Below are 25,724 nucleotides of genomic sequence, written 5' to 3' on the forward strand. Positions count from 1 at the left end.
CCGCCACGAGGTCCGTAGGTGCGGGCGCCGTCAAATGGGATCTTGGGTCACGAGAACTTTCGCCGGATAGCTGAATTGATAAGCTCGATCAGGACAATCAGCACAGCAATCACAATCGCAACAGTGGCTGCCTTGTCGTATTGAAAGGAGCGGACATAGGTCTGGATGTAAAAACCAACGCCCCCCGCACCAACAACACCCAGCACAAGGCTTTCCCGCAGGTTCAACTCAAAGCGGAAGATGGTATCGCGCAGGATGACCGGCGCCATTTGCGGCCAGATCCCGAACTTCAACCTCTGCAAACCAGAAGCGCCCATGCTGTCGAGAGCAAGAACGGGGGCCGGTTGAACATCATCAATTGCTTCTGCATAAAATTTTGCAAGCATACCCGTGGCATGAAATGTGATCGCCAAGATACCAGGTAGCGGACCAAGCCCCACAGCACCAACCATCAACATTGCGACGAGGATCAAGGGGATGGAGCGAATCAAAGCCAGAAGGGAGCGAACCGGTCTGTAAACTGCGGCAGGCATCAAAGTCTGCGCCGCGAGGACGCCCAAAAAGGTTGAGATGAAGACTGAACCGAGTGTCCCAAGAATGGCGATCCTGAGTGTTTCCAGCAGGCCTTTTTGCACTTCTGGCCAGACAGAGAAGTTTGGCGGGTACATTCGGCTTAGGAAATCACCCATGCGTACGCCGGAACTTACCAGCTTGCTCAGGTCAATATCTGCGCTGACGCCAGACCAGATAACCACTGCAACAAGCGCAAGTGTGAGAGGAAACCCGCGCATCAGCCTATTTTCCTCAGCAGCTGAGGCTGTTCGCTTGCCTGATACAGAACGCGCATATCAAGAGAGGTGAGCTCGCTAGTCGGACGATCAACGATGATCTTGCCATCTGCAAGGCTGAGAATACGGTCTGCGAATTTGCTCGCAAGTTCTGGTTGGTGACTGCTGAAGATCACAGTGATATCTCGTTTGGCTGCAAGGGATGTGAGCAATTGCAGCACAGCCTCCGCACGCATCGGGTCAAGGTTACTGATTGGCTCATCTGCTAAAATGAGCTTTGGTTCCTGGGCAAGGCAGCGGGCAATCGCCACGCGCTGACGTTGACCTCCAGAAAGCTGGTCGGTACGGCGCTCTGTAAGGTCAATCAAATCCACGTCTTCAAGGGCTTGCGTCACAGCCCGCTCATCCTCAACGCTAAACCTGCCCATTAGGGAGGCGAGGGTACCCATGCGGCCTAAACGGCCATTGAGCACATTTTGCCACACACTTGCGCGCTCGATGAGGGCAAATTCTTGAAAGACAAAGCCGATGTCAGCACGGTGTGCTCTGCTCAGCTTTTGCCCCGGCAGCACAGTCTTACCAAGCACACTGGCCTGACCCGTCCAGCTTGCAAGCCGCCCATCCAAAAGGGCAAGCAAACTGGATTTGCCTGCCCCCGATGGCCCAATCAAGGCGACCCTTTCCCGTTTGGGGATCGTTAAAGAGACAGCATCCAGCGTCGCCTGTCTCGCTCCACTATATTGGTGCGAGACAGAAGAGAGAGTGACTGCTGGATGCTGCCGAGTTTTTGTTGTCATTTCATCAGTCCGTAACGGCGGGCGAGTGCACGAACTCCGTCATAATCATCAGTGTTGGATTTAACATAGCCTTCAGGGCCGTAGATGTAGGCGAGGTACTGCTTATTTTCTGCGGTGTTGAGTGCAAGCATAGCCTCAACAAACTTGGCTTCAAGGCCAGCGTCAAGACCATTGCGGGCAATGACCATGTGGCTTGGAATTGGCTCTGATTCCGCAATAGAAATCACTTCAGACTGCTGCTGCGGAGTGAGCAGCAAGTCTGCATATTGGCTGGAGCCAGCAGCGTCAACAAGGCCAGCTGCCATCGCCTGCATGCTTTGCTGGTACCCGCCTGCAAAGTAGCTGCGGTCAAAGAAATTGCCAGCATCACTAGGCTCTGCAAACAGCCCAGCTTCTACAAACAGGTTGAGCGGGTACATGTAACCAGATTCAGAAATGGGGTCTGCAAAGGCAATTGTCTTACCCTTCAAATCTGCAAGGGATTTAATCCCGCTATCCTTGCGTACAAAGATACGCCCTGTATAGCTCGCAGCGCCCTTGTAGATTTCTGAAAGTAGAGGCTTCGCCCCGATTTCCTTTTCAGCCAGCACGAAAGGAAGCGCTCCCATAAAGGAGATATCGGCATCACCATTGCGCAGGGCCTCAACAGCCGCTGCATGGTCAATGGTCACGAAGCCTTTCACCTCAACGCCGGTCTGATCGCTCAGCCACTTTGTGATCACCTTAATGTCCCCCAGCAGCTTTTCCGGGTTCTCCTGCGGAATAAAGGCCAGCTTCAGCTCATCTGCTTGAGAGTGCTGAGCAGCAAACAAAGAGCTGGAGAATGTTCCAGCTGCCATGATGAGGGCAGCAACCGCGCCTTTTACAAAATTACGACGGCTTCCCATCAGTACATCCTCTCGTCAACTTCATTCTGCAGTGCTTGGAAGGCCTGCCAGTTTGCGTCTGCATCCGCCCATTTGTCATTTGCAACAGCTATTCCAACGGCATGAAGCAAGTTCGCCAGCTGGTAGACCTCTGACTTTGCAGAGAGGTTTTTCATAGTAGAAGCATCCGCTTTCAGGTCTGGTGCCACTGTTTCGACGAGGACCTTTATATTGGCCTTATCTTTCATCGGAAGCAGCGTATTAAGCGTGGTTGCAAACGTGGTTAGCTCGTCAAAAGCAAGGCGGAACTCGGTCTCTTTTCCTTCGAATACCTGATAGGGTTCGTCTGCATCGCCCACTGCCTCAAGATAGGCGGTCAGGTCAGCACGGGCGTTTTCATCAAGTCCAAGATCCTTTGTCGTGTTGAACCAGTCAACGACGCGTGCAAGGGTTGGAAGAGATCCATCGTGAAAATACGGGGCCGAAAACTTTGCGCTGCGCAGTGTCGGCACGTCAAACGCCATCGGGGTACCACCTGGGAATGGTGGTTCATCTGAGCCAATATCGTAAATCTGCCCGTTGCGGAAATTTTGTTCTGGAACGTGGCAACTGGCACAGGACTTACCATTCATACCGTCAAATGGCTGGTTGAATAGGCTCTCCCCACGCATCGCCGCGGCAGAAGCTTGTTCTGTGAGGCGTCCCTGGCGGTCAATCTTGCTGTTGGGAAGAAAGTCAAACTCTCTCATATAGGCCATGAGCGCATCGAGCATATAAGGTGTCGGCTCAGCACCGGCAAACTCAGTCACAATCACATTGCGTGTAAAGCGACGCAGGCTTGCTTCCCGCCCATCGCGGCCATAAGGCGCTGTGAACCGAATACCGCGAAGGCTTGGTGTGTCGATGTGATCATCCCTGCGATCATTAAACATGGGAGCAAAGAAGGCGCCATCCACGTCCAGTCCGCCAGCATGACTGCTTAGTCCGGGAATAAAGAGTTCACGGTTTACATCACTGCGGTTGTGACAAGTGGAGCACGTCATTCCCAGATCACGGGCAGGGCTACCGAAAATTTCTGGGCTGTCAAAGAGCATGTCACCATAGGCAACCAGCGGCAGTTCGGTTTCGTCACCGCCCGCGCTTTCAAACTGGAGCACCAGCAACGGCAGCTGTTTCTGGTTTGCAATGTTAGAGCCCGGTGGCAACGTTACTGGCAAAGCAACGGGCTGACCAGATTTCACGACGCTTTCAGGAATAGGCGTGAGTTTGGCTCTGTTTGAAAATGATTTTGTACCGTAGTTCGCAAGCACATACTCAGCAATGGTGGCTTTCGCCTGCTTAAACTGAGCTGGATTGGCCGCATTTTTTCCTGCACCCAAAAGGCCTTCAGTCCCCAAAGCCGATGACATTTCAAGCCATGCAAGACCAAGACGTGAAAATGCCTTCTTGTCTCCAGCCTGAATGCCGTCTGCAAAGGCCCGGTAAAAGCCCTGTGCGTTTAACATGTGCTGGCGTGCTTCAGCCGTTCCCAGAGCAGCCTCAGAGGCATTCAAGCTCTCAAGCATTTGTTCTGCGATGACGCGGGTCACAGCCTGGAAGAAAGCTTGCCTGTCCTCTGCCTTCAACGCAGCATCAACCGCATCGCGTTGCGGAGCTGAGATCAACTCAAAAGCAGGCGTAGCAGGCGCGGCTCCCGGCGCAGGTTGCTCCCAACTGTCGCGCAGCTTGTTCCACGGCACCGGCGAAAGGTTACCCATGAATAATGAAAGTCGATAGGCCGCCGCTTCGGGAAGCCACGGTGCCTCTTTTAAAGCTGTTGCCTGAACCATGCCTGGCAATAGGCACAGCCATAAGGCTAATAGAAAGGAGCGCATTTGATAAAGTATCCTGAGTCTTATAAAGTTAGCTTTGGCTAAGTATTGTTGCTAGTGCTATGAAATTGTCAAGCCTAAAAGGACGCGGTATAATGGTTTGGAGAAAAACACTTTTAAAGTTTCATAGTGCATGACCCAAAAAACTCCCGAGATCTCTAGTTCGTCTCTCGTTTCACAAGCTTCTGAAGGTGCTGACAGCACAGCAGGTTCGCAGGCTGAGCGATTTGAATCGGTTCGCCGCGCGCATCAAAGTGAAATGGCGGAGGATTATGTGGAGCTCATTGCAGAACTAATTGTGGAGCATGGGGAGGCCCGCCCCGTTGAGATTGCAGAAAGACTTGGTGTCTCTCAACCCACAGTGACAAAGAACCTTGCACGACTAAAGCGAGATGGCCTGGTGATCCACGCGCCTTACCGCTCGGTATTCCTGACGGATGAGGGAAAAGCACTTGCCGAAATCTGCCGCAAGCGGCATCGCATCGTGGTCAACTTTCTAAAAGCCCTCGGCATTAAAGAGTCCATTGCAGAACACGATGCAGAAGGTATTGAGCACCACGTCAGCAAAGAAACCCTTGCTGCCTTCGAGTCGTTCACCCAAAGCCCGAGCAAACCGTAAACTCCAAAACCGACCGGCTTTAAAGGCATCAGTGGCCCAGTGTGGGAGAGTAACAATCTCTCCTACTGACAAGCCCCCCCAAACAGCAAAGACAGCCTGCACAAGATGCCCAATAAAAGGCAATATATCCGCCAGAGTACACCTGCTCTCAGATACATTTTTTGGGTGTTAACGGATGATAGCGAAGAACCCATTACTGACGTTCAACAGCTCCCAGTTCCTCGCGGGTGAAATAAGTCGCTTGGTGACCAAACCGGACATTCGCCCTGTCACGGGAATTTCTATGCTACGCCAGCTAGTTTTGTCTGCGGACAAGGCGCTTGTCAGCGCTTCGGACAGACGCATGACATACTCTACGAGTGATTTGCTACGTCTAAGGCAAGTTGCGAACTGATTGCGACCGCCTCACTTAGAGATGGCGCGCGTCTTGTCTAGAGAAATTAAACCACCTCTAATAAAGTTTCACCCTGAAGGGTCTAATCTGAAAAAAGCATTACCCTGAATGCTCGCTGTGTACCGTATTTTAGGTGAGCAGCCAAAGCAGCAGTCGAAAAACAGTAGACTGCAACAATGACTCCCTGGAGGAAAATATCACTCCCTAAGTTCATACGTTAGCGCAGATCTCAGCCAACATGAGCGATCCTTGCTCATAACTTAGGAATCACCCGATAGTGTTAACTCAAATAACTTTGAAAAATGAGAGACCGTACCAATGCAGCTAACCAACGTCCTTATACCCACCTACGCTCAAATGCTACGAGGGCTTTCAGGTTGGCTCGATAAGGCACAAAAGCAATTGCCGCAAGCAGAAGCCGAGGCTTTGTTATCTGCACGGCTTGCACCTGATATGTATCCCTTATCGTCTCAAGTTAGTTTTGCCTGCTTCCAAGCTCAGGAAGCGACATACCGACTTAGAGGTGAACCCGTGTCGGGCGCATTAGAACAAATGGCCGCCGATGGTCAGAATGCAGCAGAACAACCGGGTTCAATCGCAGATGCTCAAAGCCGGATTAGTGAAACTCTCGCGTTTCTTAATGCCCTTGATATAAACACGCTTGATGCTGGTGCGGAACGGCAGATGTCGCTTGAGCTTCCCACAGGTATGATTTTTGACATGACAGGTGAACAATACGCGCGGGACTGGGCGCTGGCCCAATTCTACTTTCACCTGATGACGGCTTACGCAATTCTTCGAAGTCAGAAGATTGAACTCGGAAAAGCTGATTACGTGCCGCACATGTTCGCTTATCTTCGCCCCGGAACAATGCCGCAGAATTGATGATGATGTGGGTAGAGTAGAAAAGTCTAGAGCTTGTTGGCTCAGGGTTATTTCCGTGTCTTTCTAGGGTGAAGCTCTTTTTCATCCCACAGGTAGACGCTAGCAGCTCTGACTTAAGCCACCTGAGTAGTTTAAGTGCAGAGTTACGAGATATCGTGAAGGCACCGGATGAGCTAATTCAACCCACAATAGAGCCACCTGAATGGCTACTTGTAGCCCGCCGTGCTAGCAGTGGCTTACTATTGACCTAGATTTCTGCGCTCAGCGAACGGCAGGTAAGTCCGCATTCCGGTCATGTAGGCAGGCCAGAGTGATTGGCAAGAATGGATAAAGAGTCCTACCCTTCTGCATGAAATCAGCGTTTTAAGACGTCATGAGGTGGAACAATGGCCGTAGTCACTAAAGTTTGACCGAAGCCCAGCTCTTGGCAAAGAGGGTGGGGACCTTGCATAGTTTTCTTGCTTTGGCCGGTAAAACGACGCCAACTTTCGGTGGTGTCAAGCGTGCTCTCATCTAGTGCTATCATCAAGTAAATAAACAAAATATCAGAGCCGCCCCGCAGAGCGTTTCCGCGCTCGGTGCAGGCTGATACACGCCTGATCGCGCCGTTGGTTCATAAGCTGCACCGGGCGAAAGAGGGCGACCCAAGGCGCTCGGGCGATGAGTTTCGCCCAAAATTGGCATCGACGCAGTTTTTTGGCGTTGGCAGGGGCTCTCTTACACGTATGATGCTCTTCTGCCTTAGCGTATTCAAATATCTTAGTTGCTGTGCAGGCCCGTCAGATCCTTCAACTTGTTGCTCAAAAACTTAGAGACTGCCCCAAACCCATTAGGAGAGGTAGGCTGCAATGCTCAAAGCTATTTCGGTTCCAGAAGGCCCATATAAAGTGGGATCAATCAGCCTCTCCAAAACGGATATGAGCCGACCTTCAAGGATTGGTTCAAAGGTAATGGGGCGGAAGCTATTCGTAAAAATATGGTACCCGGCCATGCCTGCAAAAGAGGCTGCATACCCTGAACGCTTGTGGCAACAACTGCAAGGTCGCAAAGACCTGCCGCTGATAATGCGCGGCGTCATTCGCTACCAAAATCGCTATCAAACTCATACGTTTAGCAGTCTTGATAGTGCTGAGACCAACGACACTCCAAGGGTTGTGATCTATAGCCATGGCCTTATATCCTTCGCCTCTGAAAGCACCCACTTGATGGAGCATCTGGCCAGCCATGGTTACATAGCAATTGCTGTTGAGCACGAAGAGCAATTGCAAGAACTTACAGGGCTCAGGCAAAAGACATCAAAGGAGCAGAGAAAGGAAGACGCCCAGCTGAGCGCAAGTATTCAGCAAGCGAGTGGAGTGAGCAAAGCTGAGCTATCGCGGACCTATTACTCAAAGGCTGAAAATACAAATCAGATCACCTCCCAAAGAAGCTCGGATATCGCTTATTTGACAGAGCATTTGGATGAACTTCTTCAGTCCATACCCAATTGGAGGAGCGAGGTCCCTCGAAAGCTACCGGTGGCCCTTGCAGGGCAATCACTCGGAGGGGCGGTCGCTACAGAGTTTACAAAATTCCACGACCGTTCAGTTGGCGTGGTTAATATCTATGGCGGCATGTACGGAACACAAACCTCTGTCCCCATTTATGTGCCGTACCTGATGATGTACAGTCAGGATAATACGAGCTCAAACGCTGACTACATCCGCGACAGTGCCGAGCACCGACACATCTGTGTGACCGTACCAGAAACAAAGCATTTGAACTTCCACGAACTCACCATGAACCTTGGCTTTTTGCGGTGGCTTAAGCAAACAGGCAAAGCAAGGCCGCAAGCTGTGATTGCCTACAAAAACAAGCGGATACTTGAGTTTTTAAATAGTCTGGACTGGGATCAGAACGAGCAAGATCAGGTGATCTGCACCTGACCATCAGCACATATTGGGGGATTTCTCCCCCAAAACCCTTATGGCATTCCCCGGTTTAATCTTCAAAAAATGTAGCGTTCCGCCCGCCGACGACAATGTCGAAACGGTATCCATGATGCACGTCGATATGGGGCGTTTCATAAACCTGCCCGACGTTGCGCTCAAAAGCATCACCCATCAAGGTCGCCATGGGGTCGGTCGCGTTGTTTTCTTCACCTGGAAAGTACATCTGGGTAATCAAGCGAGATGATCCCCCACTCAGCGAGATATGGATGTGCTTTGGTCGGTAGCGGCCAATGTCCGGGCGGGCAAGGTAGGCACCGGGGCTGATGGTCCAGAAAGTATACCTTCCCTCGTCATCGGTAGTCACACGCCCCAACCCGAGGAAATTTGGATCCAGCTGAATGCCGGAGTGATCCTCAATATGGGTATAGCGACCAAACATGTTGGCGTTCCATATTTCCAAAAGCGCATGGCGCACAGGCTGCCCGGTTTGCGTACAAACCCGGCCAGACACTTCAATAGGCGTGCCTTGTGCTCGTGGTGCACCCGGCGCGATCCGTGTCAGGTCGTTTTCGCCTTGGCGTGTTACTGCCTGCTGCGGGATATAAGGCACAAAGCTTTCACGCGCAGCTTGCGGGATCAAACGCAGGCGTTTGCGTGGGGTTCTTTGGTCAGAGGTGTTATCAGTTGGGCCAACTTCCAACAGCCTGCCTTGTAATGTCATAGTCATAAGCTCTCACTCCCCTTAGCTCACCAGGTCGTCAAAAAACGGGGTTTCTTGATCGCCTGCCATGATAATATCGAGCAGGTATACCTCTGCCCCATCCGCCGTGCGGCCATCATGACGGGCAATCAGCTTCGGCTTGTCTTCCTCAGAAAGGGACGAAAGCAGGGAGTCTGTATCGTTGCCTTCAGCATCTTCAAAAAAGACCTGCGTGACCACGCGGTTAATACCGTCAGAAAAGATCGTGAGTGTTATGTTCGGTGCTCGGCCCTTTGAAGAACCCGGGAAAATGGTACGGAACGAGTACTCACCAGCTTTTGAGCGCAAACGCCCGTAACCATTAAACCACGGATCGAGATCCGGGTTATCTGCGTGGGCGGGCGTGCGGTAAACACCTTTGGCGTTGGCCTGCCAAAATTCCATGACAACACCGTTCGCCAAGTCGCCATGACGATCAAGAACACGCCCGCGCAAGATGATGTGCTTCCCCTCAGGCGCAACAATGAGGCCGGGGTGAATGCTGGTCAGGTCCTCCAGACGCTCATCACGAAAATAGATAGGAAAGTAGGGACCAACCGTGTCCTCATTGGTTGGAAAGAGCATATTTTGTTTGTCATTCGCTGACATTAAAATTCCTCCGTTGCATTTAATTTGTTTTGTATATAAAACGATCTCAGCGTATTTGCGTTTAGCCCGATTCAATTAAACTGCTTTAACTAACTGTTTTCGTAGATATTTTGATCCAAAAGACAGAACCCAGTTTTCGGAAGTATGTTCACCAAAAGTGAGAAGGTTCCAACCAAATGGCCCAATCTCCCAACCATGCTGTCTATTTTGTACCCGGACTGCATCGCGGACTTCGTGTCCTTGAGATCCTGGCGGCTGCGCACGAACCTATGTCGCTGAGTGATATTGCCCGCGCGCTTGAGATCAGCCGGTCCTCTGCATTCCGCCTTGTTTACACTCTGCGCGAGATGGAGTTTATCAAGGATGCTGAGCTGAAGAATACGTACACGCTGGGCGCACGGGTATTGAACCTTGGTTTCGCTTATCTCAATCAGCAACCGATCACGTCTATCGCACGCCCCCATCTGGCGGCTCTGCGTGATGAAGTTGGTATCAGCGCCCACCTGTCCGTGTTGGAAGGGCAAGATGTGCTTTACCTGGGCTCGCATCAGGCGCGCACTGGCTTTGTCAGCAACATGGTGACCGGCACCCGGCAACGCGCCTATGCCTCTGCGATTGGGTGGTGCCTCTTGGGCGACATGGGTGAAGAAGACATCAAGGCCTTCTGTGAAGGGCAGGCGCTGGATCCGGTCACAGAGCATACGCCAGCAACCTGGCAAGTGCTGTATGAACGCGTGAAAACCGCGAAGGAAACCGGCTACATTATTTCTCGCGGTTTCCGTGATCCAGGTGGGTCCAGTGTGGCAGTGCCAGTCAAAGACAACACCAATGCGATTGTCGCGTGCGTTAATATTTCTGGTCCTGACAGCGGTTTCGACTTTGACCGCATTGACAGCTTTTACCTTCCAGCAGTCCAGAACGCTGCTCTGCAAATCTCGCGAGAGCTGGGATATGGTGGCCAGAAATAACAACATACCGCTGCCTTACCCGATCTCAAGAATAGTGCGCGCTTCATTTGGAGTAGCGATCGCGCCCCCAAGGCTGTCGACGATGGACACGGCCTTTTCGACCAGTTGAGCGTTGGAGCTGCAAAGCTCTCCATCGCGGATCTGAACCGTGTCTTCCATGCCAATACGCACGTGACCGCCTAACAGGAACGACTGCGCAAGCATGGGGAATGCCATACGGCCAATGCCAAACGCTGACCAAACTGCTCCCTCTGGCAGCTGACTGACAAGATAGGCCATAGTCTGCGGGTTTGCGACTGCACCAAAGCGTACGCCAAGAACCAGCTGCATCATCAAGCGGCCTTTCAAAAAACCCTTTTTTAGAAAGTGTTTGACCATGTGCAGGTCCCCGCTGTCGAAGATCTCTATTTCTGGCTTCACGTGTGCAGCGTAAATTCGCTCTGCCATCACTTCAAGGTTTTGCGGAGTATTTATGACACTGGCCTGACCAGACCACATGGTGTTGAAGTCCAGTGTGCATACTTCAGGCCTCAGCCGCTCCACATGAGCAACGCGCGCTTCCGGGCGGCAAAGGGTCGATCCCTCCGCTGCTACTTGCGGGTTTTGTGTTGAGGGAACAAAGCGGCCGCCTTCTCCGGTGGTCAGGTTGAGGATGACATTTTCGTTGACCGTGCGAATGCGGTCCACGAGCTCCTCATACAGGTCCATTCGCATGGAACCCTTACCCGACTTGGGGTCACGTACATGTAAATGCACGATGGATGCGCCAGCCTTTGCAGCATCCAGTGCAGCACATGCAATCTGCTCTGGGGTGATGGGCAGGTTGGGGTTTTGGTCAAGGCGTGTCAGGTTTCCCGTGACAGCAGCGGTGAGAATTGTCTTGCCTTCATTCATGTCAAAGCCCCCAGTTTTCCAAGTTCCATTTCAATGACATCGCCAGTCATGCGAACGATCTCGTCAATCTCTTCGGGGGGAGAGGTATAGCTTGGTGCCAGCAACACGTGGTCCCCACTGGTTCCATCAGCGCAGCCTTGGGCAGGGTAGAGCATCAGCCCGGCATCCATTGCAGACCTCTGAATTTTGGGCGCAAGACCAAGGGAAGCTGCAAACGGCTCTTTGGTTGCCCGCTTTTTCACAAGCTCAACACTCCAGAACAGACCGCGTCCGCGGATGTTGCCCACATTTGGGTGGTCCTCAAGGCGAGCCATGAGAGAGAGCTCGAGCTGTTCGCCGCGAGCACGCACATTTGCGAGCAATTTGTTTTGTTCAATATAGGTCAGGACAGCAAGGGACCCTGCGGTTGTAATGGCATGAGACATATAGGTATGACCATTCCAGAGGCGTCCACTGTTCATGGCGATCTTATCGATGACATTTTGGGCTGCAAGTACGGCTGCAATGGGTTGGTATCCCGCACCAAGACCTTTCGCCATGGTGGTTATATCAGCGTGGATACCTTCTTGCTCCAGTGCGAAGTAAGTGCCGGTACGACCCATTCCGCACATGACTTCATCAGCGATATATAGAACCCCGTGCGCATTGCAGATTTCGCGAATACGCTTGAAGTACCCCTTTGGCGCAGGTTGAGTGCCAAGGGAGGCACCCACAACGGGCTCCGCAACAAAGGCAGCAACGTTTTGGGGGCCAAGCTCAAGGATTTTGTCTTCCAACAGGTTCGCCATGCGAAGCGAGAACTGCGCCTCAGTTTCTCCCTCCTTCTGCATGCGATAGGCATAGGGAGTATCAATATGCTGAACATCCATCAAGAGCGGCGCAAATGGGGCTCTGCGTCCCGCATGCCCGCCGACAGCAAGAGCGCCTAGGGTGTTACCGTGATAACTGGGCGCGCGCGCGATGACTTGCGTGCGGCTAGGCTCATCATTTTCCAGGTGATACTGACGGGCAAGCTTGAGTGCGGCCTCCATAGCTTCTGAGCCGCTGCCTAGGTACATAACGCGGCCTTCGCCTGTACCAGCCGGTGCTTTACTGACAAGGAAATCAGCTAGTTGCTCTGCAGGTTCATTGGTAAAGCTGCCTGTATGGGCAAAGGCGAGGCGATCAATCTGGCGCTTTAGCGCTTCGCGTACAAAAGCGTTGTCATGTCCCAAACAAGACACAGCAGCACCGCCGCAGGCATCTAAAAACCGATTCCCATTTTCATCAATCAGCGTATTGCCTTGTCCCCCAACTGCAACAGGGAGAGGGGTTGTCAGGTCTCTGTGTAGGATATGGCTCATAGTTCGCCGCCTTGATACTGCGCTTACTTGACTAATATATCAAACAGTGTTTTGTATATTAGACAAACAAGCAGAGATCAAGGCGAATTCGCTTGGACATTGAAACTATAGAGACCCGCTATGCAATCCGCTTTGGATGACCTGAGAGTTATCGAAATGACCCACGTGTTGGCTGGGCCTTTCTGCGGGTACCAGCTCGCATTGCTAGGCGCCGACACCATTAAGATTGAGACCCCGCAAAACCCTGATTGCGCGCGTGGACGCGGCCCGGATGCAGCGCTGAACTCAAAAGGACTAGGCCTCAACTACCAAGTTCAGGGAGGCAATAAACGCTCTCTTGCTCTCGATATTTTTCAGCCAGAAGGTCGGGAGATCCTCCTACAGCTGCTTTCAACGGCGGATGTTTTGATCGAAAATTACTCCACGGGCGTTTTGGATGAGCTGGGGCTCAGTTATGCAATCGTTAGTAAACTGAACCCGCGTTTGGTTTATTGCTCCATGTCCGGTTATGGCGCGACAGGGGAAAAAGCGGATAAGGGGGCCTATGACAATACCATTCAGGCAACCAGCGGTCTTATCGCTCAAAGTGGCGGAGTAAAACCCGGCGTTTCCGTCGTGGATTATGCAGCAGGTTATTCGGCCAGTTTTGCTATTCTGGCAGCGTTACTGCAACGTGTTCGCACAGGCACGGGGACGCATATTTCCGCAAGTATGTTGGAAGTGGCAATGACATTGATGGCACCAGAAGCCTCTGCTGCCCTTCACTCCACCAAATGCGCTAAGGTCCGTGAAGCAGGTATCAGCGCCTATGAGACCTCCGGGGGCCGTATCATGCTTGGTGCGTTTACGCCCAGCCAATATGGCAAGCTGAAACGATGCTTTGACGACAATGGCATCTCCGCCTGGTTTCTCTCAGATATTCATAACTGGGAGGATATATGGAGCCGTTCTACCCAGATTACTGCCCATCTTGCGCCCATTCTATTGGCCAAAGATGCCCAGGAGTGGGTGAAACTGTTTCGCCACTATGATGTTCCAGCTGAAGAAATCATCGAGCTGGATGAGGCTGTAAAAGCCACACAGCTTGCACAGCGCGGCTATTTTGTGCCCTCACCAGAGGATGAAAACCTTCAGCTTCCCATTGCTCCATTCCAAATGAGTGAAGGAGGGCCGCGTTTACACACAGCGCCGCCGACACTGGGGCAGCACAGTCATCAGGTCTTGACGGAGCTAGGCCTTGATTCCAGCCGTATTGAGCTGCTGAAAGCGAGTGGTGTTGTGCAATGATCGGACCAAAGCATGTCCTCACAGCAAGGCCGCGATTTGAACTTCCTAAAGGGCTCAAACACAAGGGCGAACCCTCGAAATGGGCGCAGATGACGCGTCCCGGCATGCAAATGCATTCTTTTTTAGAAGGGGCTTTCTTTGATGATGAAGAAAACCTCTGGCTTTGTGATGTGCCATACGGTCGGGTGTTTAAAGTCAGTCCGCTGGGCACATGGCAGCTGATGCACCACATCGATGGTGAGCTGCACTCTATGCGAATTGCCCCTGATGGGCGGCTTATTGCGGTTGATTATCGCCACGGCTTAATTGAGCTGACCAGCTATGACAGATTTACTGTCTTGAGTGCGGGATACGGCTCTGAAGAGTTTCTGGGTCTTTCTGATATGTGCTTCGGGTCTGATGGGACGCTGTGGTTCACTGATAGTGGCCGCACCAGTTTGAGCGATCCAGCAGGCAGGCTCTTTTGCCTTCCCGTGGGTGGTAGCGTTCAACTGGTCGCTGACTGCGTGCCTTATTCCAACGGTGTATGCCTTTCTCCCGATGGAGCGTGGGTTTATGTGGCTGCAACCCGTGCCAATCAAGTGCTCAAGCTTTCCAGCAATCTGCCAAAGACAGGTAAGCCGATGGTTGGCACCTACCTCCAGCTGTCAGGTGGGTTGGGGCCAGATGGCCTTGCTACCAACGCAAAGGGCTTGCTTGCCGTGGCGCAGGCACAGGCCGGGCGCGCTTATATCTTTACTCCGCTGGGCGACCTGCATGCTTTGGTGCACCTGCCAAAGGGATTGTGGACCACTTCAGTGGCGTTTCACCCTCAAGAGACCAACCGACTTATGATTGTTGACGCCCAGTTCGGCTGCGTCTTCGATGTTCTCCTTCCCGATTAACGGAGCCAGACTATGAAAAAAGAAGACCTGCACGGGTATGTTCCCGCCATCGCAACGCCCTTTAACGAGCGTGGTGAGATTATGGAGGATGCCTTTGCGGATCTGTTTGAATTCCTGATCAGCCGTGGAGCCAGTTCCATATGTATTGCAGGCGATAACGGGGAAAGCTGGGCACTGTCTGCTTTAGAAAGGGGGCGTCTGGTTCGCCTTGCAAAGGACTGCTCCAAAGGCCGCGTCAATGTGATGGCTGGTATCTCTGCCCCAACAATAGAGGCGTCGGTGGCCTACATCAATGCAGCGGAGGAAAACGGGGCAGATGCTTTGCTTTCAATGCCGCAAACCTATGTGCTTAAAGCCACAGATGCAGAATTGATGAACCGTTTTGATCAGGTCAGCGCAGCAACCAAACTGCCATTGGTGCTTTATAACTCGCCCCGCCGCATGGGCTTTTCTTTGACCGTTGATCAGATTGAGCGCCTTCATAACAGCCACAACATCATCGGTATTAAAGAATCTCAACGTGACTTCTTCCATCACACCCACCTGCTCGCACGTCTGGGTGAAAAGATCTCCGTTATGACGGGGCCGTGTCATTACATTATGCCTGCCTTTGGTTTGGGGGCGAAAGGCTTTATCGCCACGGGTCCAGAGTTCACAGACCTCATGCCCTCTCACATGGCAAAAGTTGCAGCTGGAGCACCAGAGCACACGTATCGTCATGCGCATTACCAGCTTACGGTTTTGTATGAGCTGTTGATGGGGACAGCCACATGGCCCGCATCATTCAAAGCCGCGCTCAATCTGATCGGTCAGCCTGCTGGCGTGCCACGCGATCCGGTCATGGCTGCAACACCTGCCGACATTGATAGGATTAAACGCAGCTTTGACCAACTGGGGATCAGCTACCTATGATCAGGCTTGTTCCTGACCAGTCCAGCGCCATTAAACGCTCTGAACAAGTGACTTTTTACTTCGATGGTGAGCCAATGCTCGGCCATGTGGGGGAGAGTGTTGCGGTTGCAGTTCAGCGCAATGGCCGCCAACGCCTGCGCCAAGCGCCCAATGACGGGGCAGCAAGGGGTATGTTTTGCTGCATGGGCCTTTGTCAGGAATGCACGGTGCGCGTTGATGGGCGGGTGGTGGAAAGTTGCCGGACCACAGTGAGCAGCGGCCTCAAGGTCACATCTTTGGATGCTCGCTCATGACAAAAATCTACGACACCGCAGTACTGGGCAGTGGACCTGCAGGAGCAAATGCAGCGCTAAAAGTGAGTGAGTGTGGTTTGTCTGTTGTCTTGCTCGATGAGCAACCTGCCGTTGGTGGGCAGGTATGGCGTGCCAAAAGCTCTGCCATCTTATCTGCACCTAAAACGAGCGAGAGTGTTGCAGGTGATGCGCTACGCACGTCTGTTGCAACTGCTTGTATTGAGCACAAAGGTGATACCCGTGTTTGGCAGATAGAGCGCGATGACGCGAACTGGATGCTTTACTGCGTAAGTGGTGGCAAAAACGAGACCATAACAGCAAAGACGCTTATTTTAGCGGCAGGGGCTCAGGAGTATGTGCAGCCGGTGCCGGGCTGGACAACACCGGGCGTGATCGGCCTTGCCGGTGCAACTGCTTTATTGAAACAGGAACTTCAGGTTCCAGCTGGTGCAACCATTGTTTCTGGCAGTGGTCCACTTGTGTTTTTTGCTGCAAGCGAAATTCGCCGCCTTGGAGGAAAAGTAAAGGCCGTCATCACACCCAACAGCTTTGGAGAGTGGCTGAACGCCCTGCCAGCTATGCTCTCAAAACCGGGCCTTTTGATGCGCGGTCTGCGCTGGATCGCAGACTTGAAACTGGCCGGTGTCCCGATCTATTGGCGCCATGCGGTAAGCAGAGTGTATGGTCAGCGCGAGCCGGAATTCGTCTCCATTCAAGCCCTTGATCAAGACTGGTCTCCAATTGGCGAAACATTGTCCTTGCAGGCTGATAGCCTATGTCTGGGAAATGGGCTTGTCCCATCAGTTGAAGCAGCACAACTGGCAGGCCTTCCCTTGATCCATGCACCAGCCTTAGGGGGCTGGGTGCCAGAGGTAAAAGAAGATGGCAGGACGGCTGAGCCGGGTCTTTTTGTCTGCGGAGATATGGCCGGAATTCGCGGTGCTGCGGCAGCTGAGATCCATGGCGCGCTCGCGGGCCTTTCTGCTGCATCTTATCTGGGAAAAGATGCGGCCAAGCAAAGACCCGCACTTTTGCGGAGTTACCACAAGGCCGCGCGTTTTGGGTTGGCTATGAGCTCTTTGAGCATCCCGCGCAAAGGCCTGAACAAGCTCTCAACCTCTCAAACCATCATGTGCCGCTGTGAAAGCATAAAGCGCGAAGAGGTTTTGGAAGAAGTGGCAAGCGGTGCGCAAAGCACCAGCGCTGTTAAGTCTGGACTGCGGGCAGGCATGGGGCCGTGTGGAGGCAAATATTGTCAACTGGCTATAGCTCGTCTGATTGCGGCTGAAGTCAATCAGGATGAGGCGGAAATCGGCCCGCCAACACCGCGTCCTCCTCTCAGACCAGTCCCAGTTGATGCACTGGCGGGCACTTTTAAGTATTCTGATCTGCCAATTCCAAGGCCAGCACCGCTATGACATCATGTTTCGATATTGCCATTGTTGGTGGGGGAATTATGGGCTGCGCCTCAGCCCTGAGGATGGCAGGCGGAGGACTAAACTGCTTCCTTTTGGAGAAAGGGGACTTGGGCCAAGGGGCCTCTGGTGTAAATGCCGGCACGCTTAGCCTGCAAATCAAACGAGTGAAGCTGATGCCCTACGCTATCGCAGGTCATCATCGCTGGGCGAAAATGGGCGAGGCGGTCGGGTTTAAAAGGACCGGAGGTTACACACTTGCATTTACGCAGCGGGAAGCCGAGCTCTTATTTGAACGCCAAAAGCAGAAAGCCGATGCTGGCGCCCCCATCCGTTTTGTCTCTCAAGCTGAACTGCAAAACGCGGAGCCTCACCTTGCTCACCGCGTTGTTGCAGCAAGTTATTGCCCCGAAGATGGATATGCCAATTCGTCTTTGACCGGGCAGTACTACCGCTCCAAACTGCAAGAGGCTGACATTCCTTACCGTGAGCAGTGCCCGGTTGAAGCTATCTCCCGCGCAAACGGCCTTTTCTGCCTGAAAACACCTCAGGGCACAGTAGAGGCCAAGCGGTTGCTTTTGGCGGCGGGTGCCTGGCTAAAACCCATCGCATCCCTTCTGGGTGTGGACCTGCCTGTAAGAGCGCGTGTGAACACAGTTTCTGTCACAGAGCGAATGCCAGAACTGACAAAATCGGTGATTGGACATGCCACAGGCCTTTTGACCATGAAGCAAAAAAGCAATGGGAGCATTCTTATTGGTGGCGGCTGGCAAGGCAAAGGGAGCCCGCAACAGGGGCGGGGCCAGGTAAACGCTGAAAGTTTGCAGTCAAATTTAGCGCTGGCACAATACGCGCTGCCCGAGCTGGCACGCGCCCGCATCCTGCGCAGCTGGACAGGCTTTGAGGCGAACACACCAGATTTCTACCCGCTCGCAGGCCCGTTGCCGGGTATCGAGGATGCCTATGTGCTGGGCTGTGTGCGGGGAGGCTACACAATTGGCCCCTACATCAGCGAATTAATGGGTGATTTTATACTGGGCAGAGAGCCGGAACTGCCGCTCTTTGATCCTGCAAGAAGTTATAGTGAGGATTAACATGAGCTCAATCTCAGTAGACCACGTGCGTCTGGATGGAAAACTTGCTGTCATCACTGGGGGAGGAAGTGGTATTGGAGAAGCGGCGGCGCGTGTTTTTGCTGATGCAGGCGCAACCGTCGTCGTGACGGGGCGCCGCCTTGAGCCGCTACAGCGTGTTGCAAAGGAAATTGGCGGTCATGCAATTGCCTGCGATGTTTCTGATCAGGCACAGGTGATTGACCTGTTCGCACAAGCCAAACAGATCACTGGCAAGGTTGATGTGCTTCTAAATAACGCTGGTGGTCCCGGCCCTATTGCTTGCGTTGCAGATGTGGACATGAAGGCCTGGGTTGAAACGATGAACATCAATCTGGTTGGAGCAATGTTTTGCCTTCAAGAAGCTGCAAAGATTATGAGTGAGCAGGGCTCTGGCTCGATCATTAACATGTCCTCACTAATGGGGATTCAGGGATACCCCATGCGCTCTGCCTATGTTGCTTCAAAGTTTGCACTCATCGGCATTACAGAAACGATGGCCAGAGAGCTGGGTGCCGTGGGCGTGCGTGTCAACGCACTGATGCCGGGCGCAGTGTCTGGAGAAAACATGGATCGTATTCTTGAGCGCCGCTCAGCAGCCGAAGGACGACCTGTTCATGAGATTGAAAAAGAAAACTATACAGATGTGGCTGCGCTCAAGCGCTGGGTTACACCGCAAGAGGTCGCACGCGCTGCACTCTTTTATGCTTCAGATCTATCCTCAGCCATTACGGGCGATAAAATGAAGGTTGACTGTGGTCGTTTTTGACTGTGGTATGTTCTTAGCAATTGACAATAAACCTTTTTTCCCTTGGGTCATTTTTTGAGCTACCACCACAAAATCGCTTGGTTTAATCATTAGAGGTGCATGATGATTTACTTAGGTTTTGAGCATGAGATTGCCAGTCTTGAAGGTCGCCTCTCTGAGCAGCTTAATGGTTTCGATCAGGAGCTGACCTCTGAAAAGCCAAAAGATGCCGAGCTTTTAGAGCGGCAGATCGCCGAAACGATGACCGCTCTTTATTCCAACCTCTCGCCAGCACAAACGGTGCAAGTGGCACGCCATCCGGCGAGGCCTCATGCTCTCTCCTATATCCATGCCCTCTTTGATGATTTTGCAGAGCTGTCAGGGGATAGAACGTTTGGTGAGGATCACGCAATCATTGCTGGCCTTGGGAGATTTAGAGGAACCCCTGTCGCCATTTTAGGACAAGAAAAAGGTTCAGACACTAACTCAAGGCTGCTGCATAATTTTGGAATGCCTATGCCTGAAGGGTACCGCAAGGCAGTCAGGTTAATGGAGCTGGCGGATCGGTTTGGTTTGCCGGTTCTAAGCTTCGTAGACTCCGCAGGCGCATTTCCAGGAGTTGAGGCGGAAGCCAGAGGGCAGGCCCAGGCAATCGCGACAGCGATCTCCACTTGTTTGAGTATTTCAGTCCCTAGTGCGGCCTTCATTATAGGTGAAGGAATGTCCGGCGGTGCGATGGCGATTGCCGCGATGAGCCGCGTTTATATGCTTAAAAATGCAGTCTATAACGTCATCACTCCAGAAGGTGCGGCTTCAATTTTATGGCGCGACGCTTCAAAATCAGAAGAGGCCGCCAATACCATGCAAGTCACTGCGGACGCGCTCCTGAAGTTTAAAGTTATCGATGGAATAATCGACGAACTGGTTGGTGGGGCCCATCGGCACCCGGAACAGGCGATCTCATCAGTAGGAAGTTGGATTGAGACCGCGCTCAGCGAGATGGCGTCTCTGTCCCCTGAAGATATTATTTCCCAAAAACGCAGCCGTTTTATCGAAATTAGCCGAAACCTAGGATGAACAGCCAGCTGTCCAGCGCAATTTTGGCTTAGATAATAGAAGCTGAATCAGGTCTTCGGACGGAGCCTGAAGGAGTAGCGGCTTAAGAACTTTGCAGGTGATTATAAATTAGTCACACAGCATAATTGCTTATTTGTATGGCATTTTTCGTCAGTGATGCGTGGCAAATGTTAAGCTAATATTTCAATTTATTTTCGATAAGTACATATACGTCAATATGTTATAACTCATTTTCTCCTCCCGATACCATTCTGGCACGACCTTTGCGAATGAAGAACCATTCTTAGTAAGGGGATGCATGTACGTGCCTGCGTAAACAGCAACAGCGCGGCACTCACTTACCAATCGGAGGCGGGAATGGTTCATTTGACTAAAAAGGCATCGATGGCAGCAAGTGTTGGGCTGATTGCAACAACAGTGCTCACAAGCGCTGTCCAGGCAGCAGAAACGATTAAAGTTGGGATTTTGCATTCACTATCAGGAACAATGGCGATTTCAGAAACAACGCTGAAAGACGTCATGCTCATGCTGATTGAAGAACAAAACAAAAAAGGTGGTGTTCTTGGAAAGCAGCTGGAGCCCGTTGTCGTCGACCCAGCCTCTGACTGGCCGCTATTTGCCGAAAAAGCACGTGAACTGCTCGCTGTCCATAAGGTATCAGCAGTCTTTGGAAACTGGACGTCTGTCTCGCGTAAGTCAGTACTTCCGGTGTTTGAAGAGCTGAATGGGATGCTGTTCTACCCCGTGCAATACGAAGGTGAAGAGAGCCAGCGCAACGTGTTCTATACAGGTGCCGCTCCAAACCAACAGGCCATTCCTGCAGTTGACTACCTGATCGAGAATGAAGAGGTCGAACGCTGGGTTCTGGCAGGTACAGATTATGTATATCCGCGCACAACCAATAAGATCCTTGAGGCCTATTTAAAGTCCAAGGGTGTTGCTGACGAAGATATGATGATCAACTACACCCCGTTTGGTCACAGCGACTGGCAAACCATCGTTGCTGACATAAAAACATTTGGCTCATCAGGCAAAAAGACCGCTGTTGTCTCTACCATCAATGGTGATGCAAACGTTCCTTTCTATAAAGAGCTGGGCAATCAGGGCATTTCTGCGCAAGATATTCCGGTTGTGGCGTTTTCAGTGGGCGAAGAAGAGCTTGCAGGTCTCGATGCCAGCCCGCTTGTCGGTCATTTGGCGGCATGGAACTACTTCCAATCTGTAGAAACCGAAGCAAATGAAGAGTTCATCGAAGCATGGCAAGAATTTACGGGTGACGACAACCGCGTCACCAACGACCCGATGGAAGCGCACTACATCGGCTTCAATATGTGGGTGAAGGCCGTCGAAAAGGCTGGCACTACCGATGTTGATAGCGTGATCGACAGTATTGTCGGCGTGTCCGTTCCCAACCTTTCCGGCGGTTACTCTGCCATGATGCCAAACCACCACATCACCAAACCAGTCCTGATTGGCGAAATTCAAGAGGATGGCCAATTTGATATCGTGGATGAGACGGATGGCTTGGTTGCTGGTGATGCCTGGTCTGACTATCTGCCAGAATCCGCCAAGCTGATCGCGGACTGGCGTGCACCAATGGCCTGCGGGAATTTCAACGTGGAAACCAAATCCTGCGGCGGCGTGGTCAGCAATTAATCGAACCCAAGACCTGAGAGGCTGGCGGGATGGCAAAGAAACACGGCTCCGCCAGCGTCTTACATAAACCGGCTCTACTGCTGCAAAAATACCATTGGGGAAATCGATGAAACGCTTTATCCGGCATGTCGCGCTCTTGCTTGCTTTTGCCTTGTGCGCTGTGCCAGCTGCACAGGCTGATGAAGAGCTGACGCATTTGATCAGCGCACTGGCTAACGGCAAACTCAAAGAAATGCCTGCCAAAATCAGTGCCCTCGAAAAGGCAGGGAATTCAAAGATCGTTCCTTTGTTTGAGGCATTGAGCGCAGGTACACTATTTTATCGCAAAGCTGATAAAGCAGTCTTCATTACCCGCAGCAGTGCCGATGGTATTACTTTGATGGCCCCTCTCACACTGCAAGAGCAGGGGGTGACAACTAAGAAATCCTTGAAGAAAATCAAGGTCAATAACAAGCTCCGCCGTCAGCTTAAAACGGCCATTGCAAATCTGACGCTGTTAAGCCCCGACGTCTCGCTCCGATTAAGCGCGGCGAAGGAGTTGTTCAAATCATCAGATCCAGCTGTTCTGCCGTTGCTGGAAGAAGCATTGCACCAAGAGAGCGATGCCTCCGTGAGGCAGGCAATGCAGGAGTCTTATGCGGCGATGACGCTGAGAACGCAGCATGCATCGCAGCAGCACCGCCTTGATGCAATTGAGACGCTCAAGGCTATGGGCAACCAACAAGCGCTTTCCGTTCTAACCGGGTTTGTCGCCAGCGCGAGCGAACCAGAAGAACGCGACGCTGCAACGAGTGTCATCGCCTCAATCAACAAACGGCTTGCCAGATGGAGTGTTGCGCAAAACGTTTGGTACGGGTTGTCTCTCGGTTCTGTTTTGTTACTTGCAGCCATCGGCCTGGCTATCACTTTTGGCGTGATGGGCGTGATCAACATGGCCCATGGGGAAATGGTGATGATTGGCGCATACACCACCTTCATGGTGCAGGAGGTCATTCGCAACTCTTTTCCGGGGCTCTTTGATTATTCACTCGCCTTCGCTCTGCCATTGGCTTTCCTTGCCTCTGGTGCAGTTGGGTTTGCCATGGAGCGGGGAATTATCCGCTTTTTGTATGGCCGTCCTCTGGAAACCTTGCTTGCGACCTGGGGCGTTTCGCTGATGTTGCAGCAAGCCGTCCGCACTGTCTTTGGACCTACGAATAAAGAGGTGGGGAACCCGGACTGGATGTCTGGTGCGTTTGAACTGGGCGCGATGACGCTTACCGCTAACCGTATATGGATATTGGCATTCGCATTTGTGGTGTTTGCAGTGTTGTTGGTGGTATTGCGCCGGACACAGTTTGGTCTGGAGGTCCGAGCAGTTACGCAGAACCGCCGGATGGCTGCGTCAATGGGAATTCGTACGCCCTGGATTGATGCGCTCACATTTGCCCTGGGGTCTGGCATCGCGGGCATGGCGGGTGTTGCACTTTCACAAATTTCGAATGTGTCGCCCAACCTTGGTCAGCTCTACATCATCGACAGCTTCATGGTTGTTGTCTTTGGCGGCGTCGGCAACCTTTGGGGAACCTTTGTGGGAGCCATGACGCTTGGAGTGGCCAACAAATTCCTGGAGCCCTACGCCGGGGCGGTCTTGGCCAAAATTCTTACCCTCGTATTCATCATATTGTTCATTCAGAAGAAACCGCGCGGCTTGTTCGCGCTTAAAGGAAGGGCAGTGGACCTATGATTTCCAAAAGCCTGTTCACCAAGCTTGGTCCTCAATCTATTTGGATTGTTGCTCTGTTGTTCCTGATTGCCGCCGTAGTACCACTGCTTAATCTGGCGTTGCCGGAAAGTCATCCACTGCATGTCCCGAGTTATCTGGTTGGTCTTTTTGGCAAATACTTGTGCTATGCAATGCTTGCATTAGCGCTCGATCTGGTGTGGGGGTATTGCGGTATTCTCTCTCTTGGGCACGGCGCGTTCTTCGCGTTGGGCGGTTACGCGATGGGGATGTACCTCATGCGCCAGATCGGCACTCGCGGTGTTTATGCTCACCCAACCCTGCCAGACTTCATGGTGTTTTTAAACTGGGAAGAGCTGCCTTGGTTTTGGCTTGGGTTTGACCAGTTCTGGTTTGCCGCGCTCATGGTGGTTGCGGTTCCGGGCCTACTCGCTTTCGTCTTTGGCTGGTTTGCCTTTCGCTCACGCGTCACAGGGGTGTACCTTTCCATCATTACGCAGGCGATGACCTATGCCTTACTGCTTGCTTTCTTCCGCAATGACATGGGGTTTGGCGGCAACAATGGCCTGACCGACTTTAAGGACATGCTCGGCGTCTCACTACAATCTGATGGCACCAGAGCTGCTTTGTTCTCCGCTACGGCTGTTGCTCTTGGCTTGTCGTTCCTGCTCTGCTCACTGATCGTAAACTCCAAGTTTGGCAAGTTGCTCGTTGCAATTCGCGACGCTGAAAGCCGCGCTCGCTTTCTGGGGTACCGGGTCGAACACTTCAAACTCTTCGCGTTTGTGGTTTCCGCGATGATTGCAGGCGTTGCAGGAGCCCTCTACGTACCTCAGGTTGGCATCATCAACCCGGGAGAATTTGCGCCCGCCAATTCAATTGAGGTTGTGATCTGGACAGCCGTTGGCGGCCGCGGAACTCTGTTTGGTCCAATCTTTGGGGCGTTGCTGGTTAATGGCGGAAAAAGCTACTTCACGGCAGCCTATCCGGAATATTGGCTCTTTGCCCTGGGTGGCTTGTTTGTGCTGGTAACTCTGTTCCTGCCAAAGGGAATTGTAGGTGTGTTAAGTCAGCTTCGCTCTGCTGCGCAAAAGCAGTTGGGGCAGCGAGCCTCTGCCGAAACAGGCGCTAAACCGGAGGCGGCAGAATGAGCCCTAAAGAAAAGCAGCCCTTACTTTATTTAAACGGAGTTTCCGTCTCCTTTGATGGATTTAAGGCCATCAATAACCTGTCTCTTGTGGTGGAGCGCGGTGAAATGCGCGCAATTATTGGCCCCAATGGGGCCGGGAAAACCACCATGATGGATATCATAACCGGTAAGACACGCCCGGATGAGGGAGAGGTGTTTTTCGAAGGGGATACAGACCTTACTAAGTATGATGAAGCGGATATTGCCTGTCTTGGAATTGGCCGCAAATTTCAAAAACCAACAGTTTTCGAAAATCATAGTGTCTACGATAATCTGGCTCTCGCGTTCGATGAAGATCGCGGGATACTGGCAAACTTATTCCACAATGAGACGCGCTCAAGGCGAGGTCGCATAAACGAAATTCTCGATACAGTTCGTTTGTCCCATCGCAAAGATTTTCTGGCATCCGAATTGTCTCATGGTCAGAAACAGTGGTTGGAAATTGGCATGTTGCTTGCGCAGGACCCAAAGCTCTTGCTGGTAGACGAACCCGTTGCGGGAATGACCGATGCCGAAACCGTCGAGACAGCCAATCTGCTGCGTGAAATCTCAAAAAACCACTCAGTCATTGTTGTTGAGCACGACATGGGCTTCATCCGTGATCTGGATGTGAAAGTGACATGTCTGGCCGAGGGCTCGGTCCTTTCAGAGGGGTCGCTCGACCATGTGGCCTCCGATGAAAAAGTGATCGAAAGCTACCTGGGTCGTTGAAGGGAGGACTGCA

The 25,724-nt window shown here is 52.3% G+C and carries 24 protein-coding genes; 16 read left to right on the plus strand and 8 right to left on the minus strand.

What is annotated here, in order from left to right:
* Positions 1–47 precede the first annotated feature (47 nt).
* The 4 genes from phnE to BMZ51_RS08580 are packed head-to-tail and all read right to left on the minus strand — an operon-like array spanning position 48 to position 4,325.
* Entirely contained in the window at positions 48–791 is a 744-nt protein-coding gene (phnE, locus tag BMZ51_RS08565) for a phosphonate ABC transporter, permease protein PhnE (protein WP_068000724.1), read from the minus strand.
* Positions 791–1,585, minus strand: coding sequence for a phosphonate ABC transporter ATP-binding protein (locus tag BMZ51_RS08570; protein ID WP_068000721.1), 795 nt, complete (start codon positions 1,583–1,585; stop codon positions 791–793). Before BMZ51_RS08570 ends, phnE begins: the two co-directional genes overlap by 1 nt.
* Positions 1,582–2,472 carry a phosphate/phosphite/phosphonate ABC transporter substrate-binding protein gene (locus BMZ51_RS08575; protein WP_074881963.1) on the minus strand — a complete coding sequence of 297 codons (891 nt, stop codon included), beginning with the start codon at positions 2,470–2,472 and terminating at the stop codon, positions 1,582–1,584. The genes BMZ51_RS08570 and BMZ51_RS08575 overlap by 4 nt, the downstream gene beginning before the upstream one ends.
* Complete coding sequence (locus tag BMZ51_RS08580; protein ID WP_068000718.1) at positions 2,472–4,325, minus strand: cytochrome c peroxidase; 1,854 nt, start codon at positions 4,323–4,325, stop codon at positions 2,472–2,474. Before BMZ51_RS08580 ends, BMZ51_RS08575 begins: the two co-directional genes overlap by 1 nt.
* A 130-nt stretch (positions 4,326–4,455) precedes the next feature.
* Between BMZ51_RS08580 and mntR the strand changes: the two genes are divergently transcribed.
* The 3 genes from mntR (at position 4,456) to BMZ51_RS08595 (ending at position 8,145) form a co-directional block, all read left to right on the plus strand.
* Positions 4,456–4,941, plus strand: coding sequence for a manganese-binding transcriptional regulator MntR (mntR, locus tag BMZ51_RS08585; RefSeq protein WP_082825536.1), 486 nt, complete (start codon positions 4,456–4,458; stop codon positions 4,939–4,941).
* A 712-nt stretch (positions 4,942–5,653) separates the two neighbouring features.
* On the plus strand, positions 5,654–6,220 hold the full coding sequence (locus BMZ51_RS08590; RefSeq protein ID WP_068000715.1) for a DUF1993 domain-containing protein: 567 nt from the start codon (positions 5,654–5,656) through the stop codon (positions 6,218–6,220).
* Between the two features lie 848 nt (positions 6,221–7,068).
* Positions 7,069–8,145, plus strand: a complete 1,077-nt coding sequence (locus tag BMZ51_RS08595; RefSeq protein WP_068000712.1) for an alpha/beta hydrolase — start codon at positions 7,069–7,071, stop codon at positions 8,143–8,145.
* A gap of 55 nt (positions 8,146–8,200) precedes the next feature.
* On the opposite strand, the gene BMZ51_RS08600 is transcribed toward BMZ51_RS08595, so the two are convergent.
* Complete coding sequence (locus BMZ51_RS08600; RefSeq protein ID WP_203416109.1) at positions 8,201–8,878, minus strand: dioxygenase family protein; 678 nt, start codon at positions 8,876–8,878, stop codon at positions 8,201–8,203.
* 15 nt (positions 8,879–8,893) lie between these two features.
* On the minus strand, positions 8,894–9,499 hold the full coding sequence (locus BMZ51_RS08605; RefSeq protein ID WP_068000706.1) for a dioxygenase family protein: 606 nt from the start codon (positions 9,497–9,499) through the stop codon (positions 8,894–8,896).
* Positions 9,500–9,675: 176 nt separating this feature from the next.
* Here BMZ51_RS08605 and BMZ51_RS08610 point away from each other — a divergent pair, with 176 nt between their 5' ends.
* Positions 9,676–10,467, plus strand: coding sequence for an IclR family transcriptional regulator (locus tag BMZ51_RS08610; protein WP_074881966.1), 792 nt, complete (start codon positions 9,676–9,678; stop codon positions 10,465–10,467).
* 15 nt (positions 10,468–10,482) lie between these two features.
* Here the strand turns inward: BMZ51_RS08610 and BMZ51_RS08615 are convergent, their stop codons facing one another.
* Positions 10,483–11,361, minus strand: a complete 879-nt coding sequence (locus BMZ51_RS08615; RefSeq protein ID WP_068000703.1) for a beta-keto acid cleavage family enzyme — start codon at positions 11,359–11,361, stop codon at positions 10,483–10,485.
* A complete protein-coding gene (locus tag BMZ51_RS08620; protein ID WP_068000700.1) occupies positions 11,358–12,704 on the minus strand; it encodes an aspartate aminotransferase family protein in 1,347 nt (448 codons plus the stop codon). The genes BMZ51_RS08615 and BMZ51_RS08620 overlap by 4 nt, the downstream gene beginning before the upstream one ends.
* Positions 12,705–12,824: 120 nt before the next feature.
* On the opposite strand from BMZ51_RS08620, the gene BMZ51_RS08625 reads away from it, so the two are divergent.
* The 12 genes from BMZ51_RS08625 (at position 12,825) to urtD (ending at position 25,711) form a co-directional block, all read left to right on the plus strand.
* Entirely contained in the window at positions 12,825–13,991 is a 1,167-nt protein-coding gene (locus BMZ51_RS08625; RefSeq protein ID WP_068000698.1) for a CaiB/BaiF CoA transferase family protein, read from the plus strand.
* The gene (locus BMZ51_RS08630; RefSeq protein WP_082825535.1) at positions 13,988–14,875 is read left to right on the plus strand and encodes an SMP-30/gluconolactonase/LRE family protein; all 888 of its coding nucleotides are present in this window, start codon (positions 13,988–13,990) and stop codon (positions 14,873–14,875) included. Before BMZ51_RS08625 ends, BMZ51_RS08630 begins: the two co-directional genes overlap by 4 nt.
* A gap of 12 nt (positions 14,876–14,887) precedes the next feature.
* Complete coding sequence (locus BMZ51_RS08635) at positions 14,888–15,787, plus strand: dihydrodipicolinate synthase family protein (RefSeq protein WP_068000695.1); 900 nt, start codon at positions 14,888–14,890, stop codon at positions 15,785–15,787.
* Positions 15,784–16,080: a (2Fe-2S)-binding protein gene (locus BMZ51_RS08640; RefSeq protein ID WP_068000691.1), complete on the plus strand. Its 297-nt coding sequence runs from the start codon at positions 15,784–15,786 to the stop codon at positions 16,078–16,080. The genes BMZ51_RS08635 and BMZ51_RS08640 overlap by 4 nt, the downstream gene beginning before the upstream one ends.
* Positions 16,077–17,498: an NAD(P)/FAD-dependent oxidoreductase gene (locus BMZ51_RS08645; RefSeq protein WP_068000688.1), complete on the plus strand. Its 1,422-nt coding sequence runs from the start codon at positions 16,077–16,079 to the stop codon at positions 17,496–17,498. Before BMZ51_RS08640 ends, BMZ51_RS08645 begins: the two co-directional genes overlap by 4 nt.
* Positions 17,495–18,589, plus strand: coding sequence for an NAD(P)/FAD-dependent oxidoreductase (locus tag BMZ51_RS08650; RefSeq protein WP_068000685.1), 1,095 nt, complete (start codon positions 17,495–17,497; stop codon positions 18,587–18,589). Before BMZ51_RS08645 ends, BMZ51_RS08650 begins: the two co-directional genes overlap by 4 nt.
* A 1-nt stretch (position 18,590) precedes the next feature.
* Positions 18,591–19,376: an SDR family NAD(P)-dependent oxidoreductase gene (locus tag BMZ51_RS08655; protein WP_068000683.1), complete on the plus strand. Its 786-nt coding sequence runs from the start codon at positions 18,591–18,593 to the stop codon at positions 19,374–19,376.
* 99 nt (positions 19,377–19,475) lie between these two features.
* The gene (locus BMZ51_RS08660; RefSeq protein ID WP_068000680.1) at positions 19,476–20,432 is read left to right on the plus strand and encodes an acetyl-CoA carboxylase carboxyltransferase subunit alpha; all 957 of its coding nucleotides are present in this window, start codon (positions 19,476–19,478) and stop codon (positions 20,430–20,432) included.
* A gap of 384 nt (positions 20,433–20,816) precedes the next feature.
* The gene (gene urtA / locus BMZ51_RS08665; RefSeq protein WP_139201372.1) at positions 20,817–22,088 is read left to right on the plus strand and encodes an urea ABC transporter substrate-binding protein; all 1,272 of its coding nucleotides are present in this window, start codon (positions 20,817–20,819) and stop codon (positions 22,086–22,088) included.
* A gap of 106 nt (positions 22,089–22,194) precedes the next feature.
* Complete coding sequence (urtB, locus tag BMZ51_RS08670) at positions 22,195–23,814, plus strand: urea ABC transporter permease subunit UrtB (RefSeq protein ID WP_068000673.1); 1,620 nt, start codon at positions 22,195–22,197, stop codon at positions 23,812–23,814.
* Positions 23,811–24,962, plus strand: a complete 1,152-nt coding sequence (gene urtC / locus BMZ51_RS08675; RefSeq protein WP_068000670.1) for an urea ABC transporter permease subunit UrtC — start codon at positions 23,811–23,813, stop codon at positions 24,960–24,962. Before urtB ends, urtC begins: the two co-directional genes overlap by 4 nt.
* Complete coding sequence (gene urtD, locus BMZ51_RS08680; protein ID WP_068000667.1) at positions 24,959–25,711, plus strand: urea ABC transporter ATP-binding protein UrtD; 753 nt, start codon at positions 24,959–24,961, stop codon at positions 25,709–25,711. Before urtC ends, urtD begins: the two co-directional genes overlap by 4 nt.
* Positions 25,712–25,724: the final 13 nt, after the last annotated feature.

The organism is Pseudovibrio axinellae, assembly GCF_900110875.1.
In the GTDB taxonomy this organism is placed as follows: domain Bacteria; phylum Pseudomonadota; class Alphaproteobacteria; order Rhizobiales; family Stappiaceae; genus Pseudovibrio; species Pseudovibrio axinellae.

What these genes read in the sequence shown, in the direction of transcription:
- BMZ51_RS08645 (WP_068000688.1), top strand. Translation starts at nt 16,077, where the DNA reads ATGACAAAAATCTACGACACCGCAGTACTGGGCAGTGGACCTGCAGGA.
- BMZ51_RS08650 (WP_068000685.1), top strand. Translation starts at nt 17,495, where the DNA reads ATGACATCATGTTTCGATATTGCCATTGTTGGTGGGGGAATTATGGGC.
- BMZ51_RS08630 (WP_082825535.1), top strand. Translation starts at nt 13,988, where the DNA reads ATGATCGGACCAAAGCATGTCCTCACAGCAAGGCCGCGATTTGAACTT.
- BMZ51_RS08605 (WP_068000706.1), bottom strand. Translation starts at nt 9,499, where the DNA reads ATGTCAGCGAATGACAAACAAAATATGCTCTTTCCAACCAATGAGGAC.
- urtD (WP_068000667.1), top strand. Translation starts at nt 24,959, where the DNA reads ATGAGCCCTAAAGAAAAGCAGCCCTTACTTTATTTAAACGGAGTTTCC.
- BMZ51_RS08600 (WP_203416109.1), bottom strand. Translation starts at nt 8,878, where the DNA reads ATGACTATGACATTACAAGGCAGGCTGTTGGAAGTTGGCCCAACTGAT.
- mntR (WP_082825536.1), top strand. Translation starts at nt 4,456, where the DNA reads ATGACCCAAAAAACTCCCGAGATCTCTAGTTCGTCTCTCGTTTCACAA.
- BMZ51_RS08620 (WP_068000700.1), bottom strand. Translation starts at nt 12,704, where the DNA reads ATGAGCCATATCCTACACAGAGACCTGACAACCCCTCTCCCTGTTGCA.
- urtC (WP_068000670.1), top strand. Translation starts at nt 23,811, where the DNA reads ATGATTTCCAAAAGCCTGTTCACCAAGCTTGGTCCTCAATCTATTTGG.
- BMZ51_RS08655 (WP_068000683.1), top strand. Translation starts at nt 18,591, where the DNA reads ATGAGCTCAATCTCAGTAGACCACGTGCGTCTGGATGGAAAACTTGCT.
- BMZ51_RS08610 (WP_074881966.1), top strand. Translation starts at nt 9,676, where the DNA reads ATGGCCCAATCTCCCAACCATGCTGTCTATTTTGTACCCGGACTGCAT.
- BMZ51_RS08575 (WP_074881963.1), bottom strand. Translation starts at nt 2,472, where the DNA reads ATGGGAAGCCGTCGTAATTTTGTAAAAGGCGCGGTTGCTGCCCTCATC.
- urtB (WP_068000673.1), top strand. Translation starts at nt 22,195, where the DNA reads ATGAAACGCTTTATCCGGCATGTCGCGCTCTTGCTTGCTTTTGCCTTG.
- BMZ51_RS08615 (WP_068000703.1), bottom strand. Translation starts at nt 11,361, where the DNA reads ATGAATGAAGGCAAGACAATTCTCACCGCTGCTGTCACGGGAAACCTG.
- BMZ51_RS08580 (WP_068000718.1), bottom strand. Translation starts at nt 4,325, where the DNA reads ATGCGCTCCTTTCTATTAGCCTTATGGCTGTGCCTATTGCCAGGCATG.
- phnE (WP_068000724.1), bottom strand. Translation starts at nt 791, where the DNA reads ATGCGCGGGTTTCCTCTCACACTTGCGCTTGTTGCAGTGGTTATCTGG.
- BMZ51_RS08595 (WP_068000712.1), top strand. Translation starts at nt 7,069, where the DNA reads ATGCTCAAAGCTATTTCGGTTCCAGAAGGCCCATATAAAGTGGGATCA.
- BMZ51_RS08590 (WP_068000715.1), top strand. Translation starts at nt 5,654, where the DNA reads ATGCAGCTAACCAACGTCCTTATACCCACCTACGCTCAAATGCTACGA.
- urtA (WP_139201372.1), top strand. Translation starts at nt 20,817, where the DNA reads ATGGCAGCAAGTGTTGGGCTGATTGCAACAACAGTGCTCACAAGCGCT.
- BMZ51_RS08635 (WP_068000695.1), top strand. Translation starts at nt 14,888, where the DNA reads ATGAAAAAAGAAGACCTGCACGGGTATGTTCCCGCCATCGCAACGCCC.
- BMZ51_RS08570 (WP_068000721.1), bottom strand. Translation starts at nt 1,585, where the DNA reads ATGACAACAAAAACTCGGCAGCATCCAGCAGTCACTCTCTCTTCTGTC.
- BMZ51_RS08660 (WP_068000680.1), top strand. Translation starts at nt 19,476, where the DNA reads ATGATGATTTACTTAGGTTTTGAGCATGAGATTGCCAGTCTTGAAGGT.
- BMZ51_RS08640 (WP_068000691.1), top strand. Translation starts at nt 15,784, where the DNA reads ATGATCAGGCTTGTTCCTGACCAGTCCAGCGCCATTAAACGCTCTGAA.
- BMZ51_RS08625 (WP_068000698.1), top strand. Translation starts at nt 12,825, where the DNA reads ATGCAATCCGCTTTGGATGACCTGAGAGTTATCGAAATGACCCACGTG.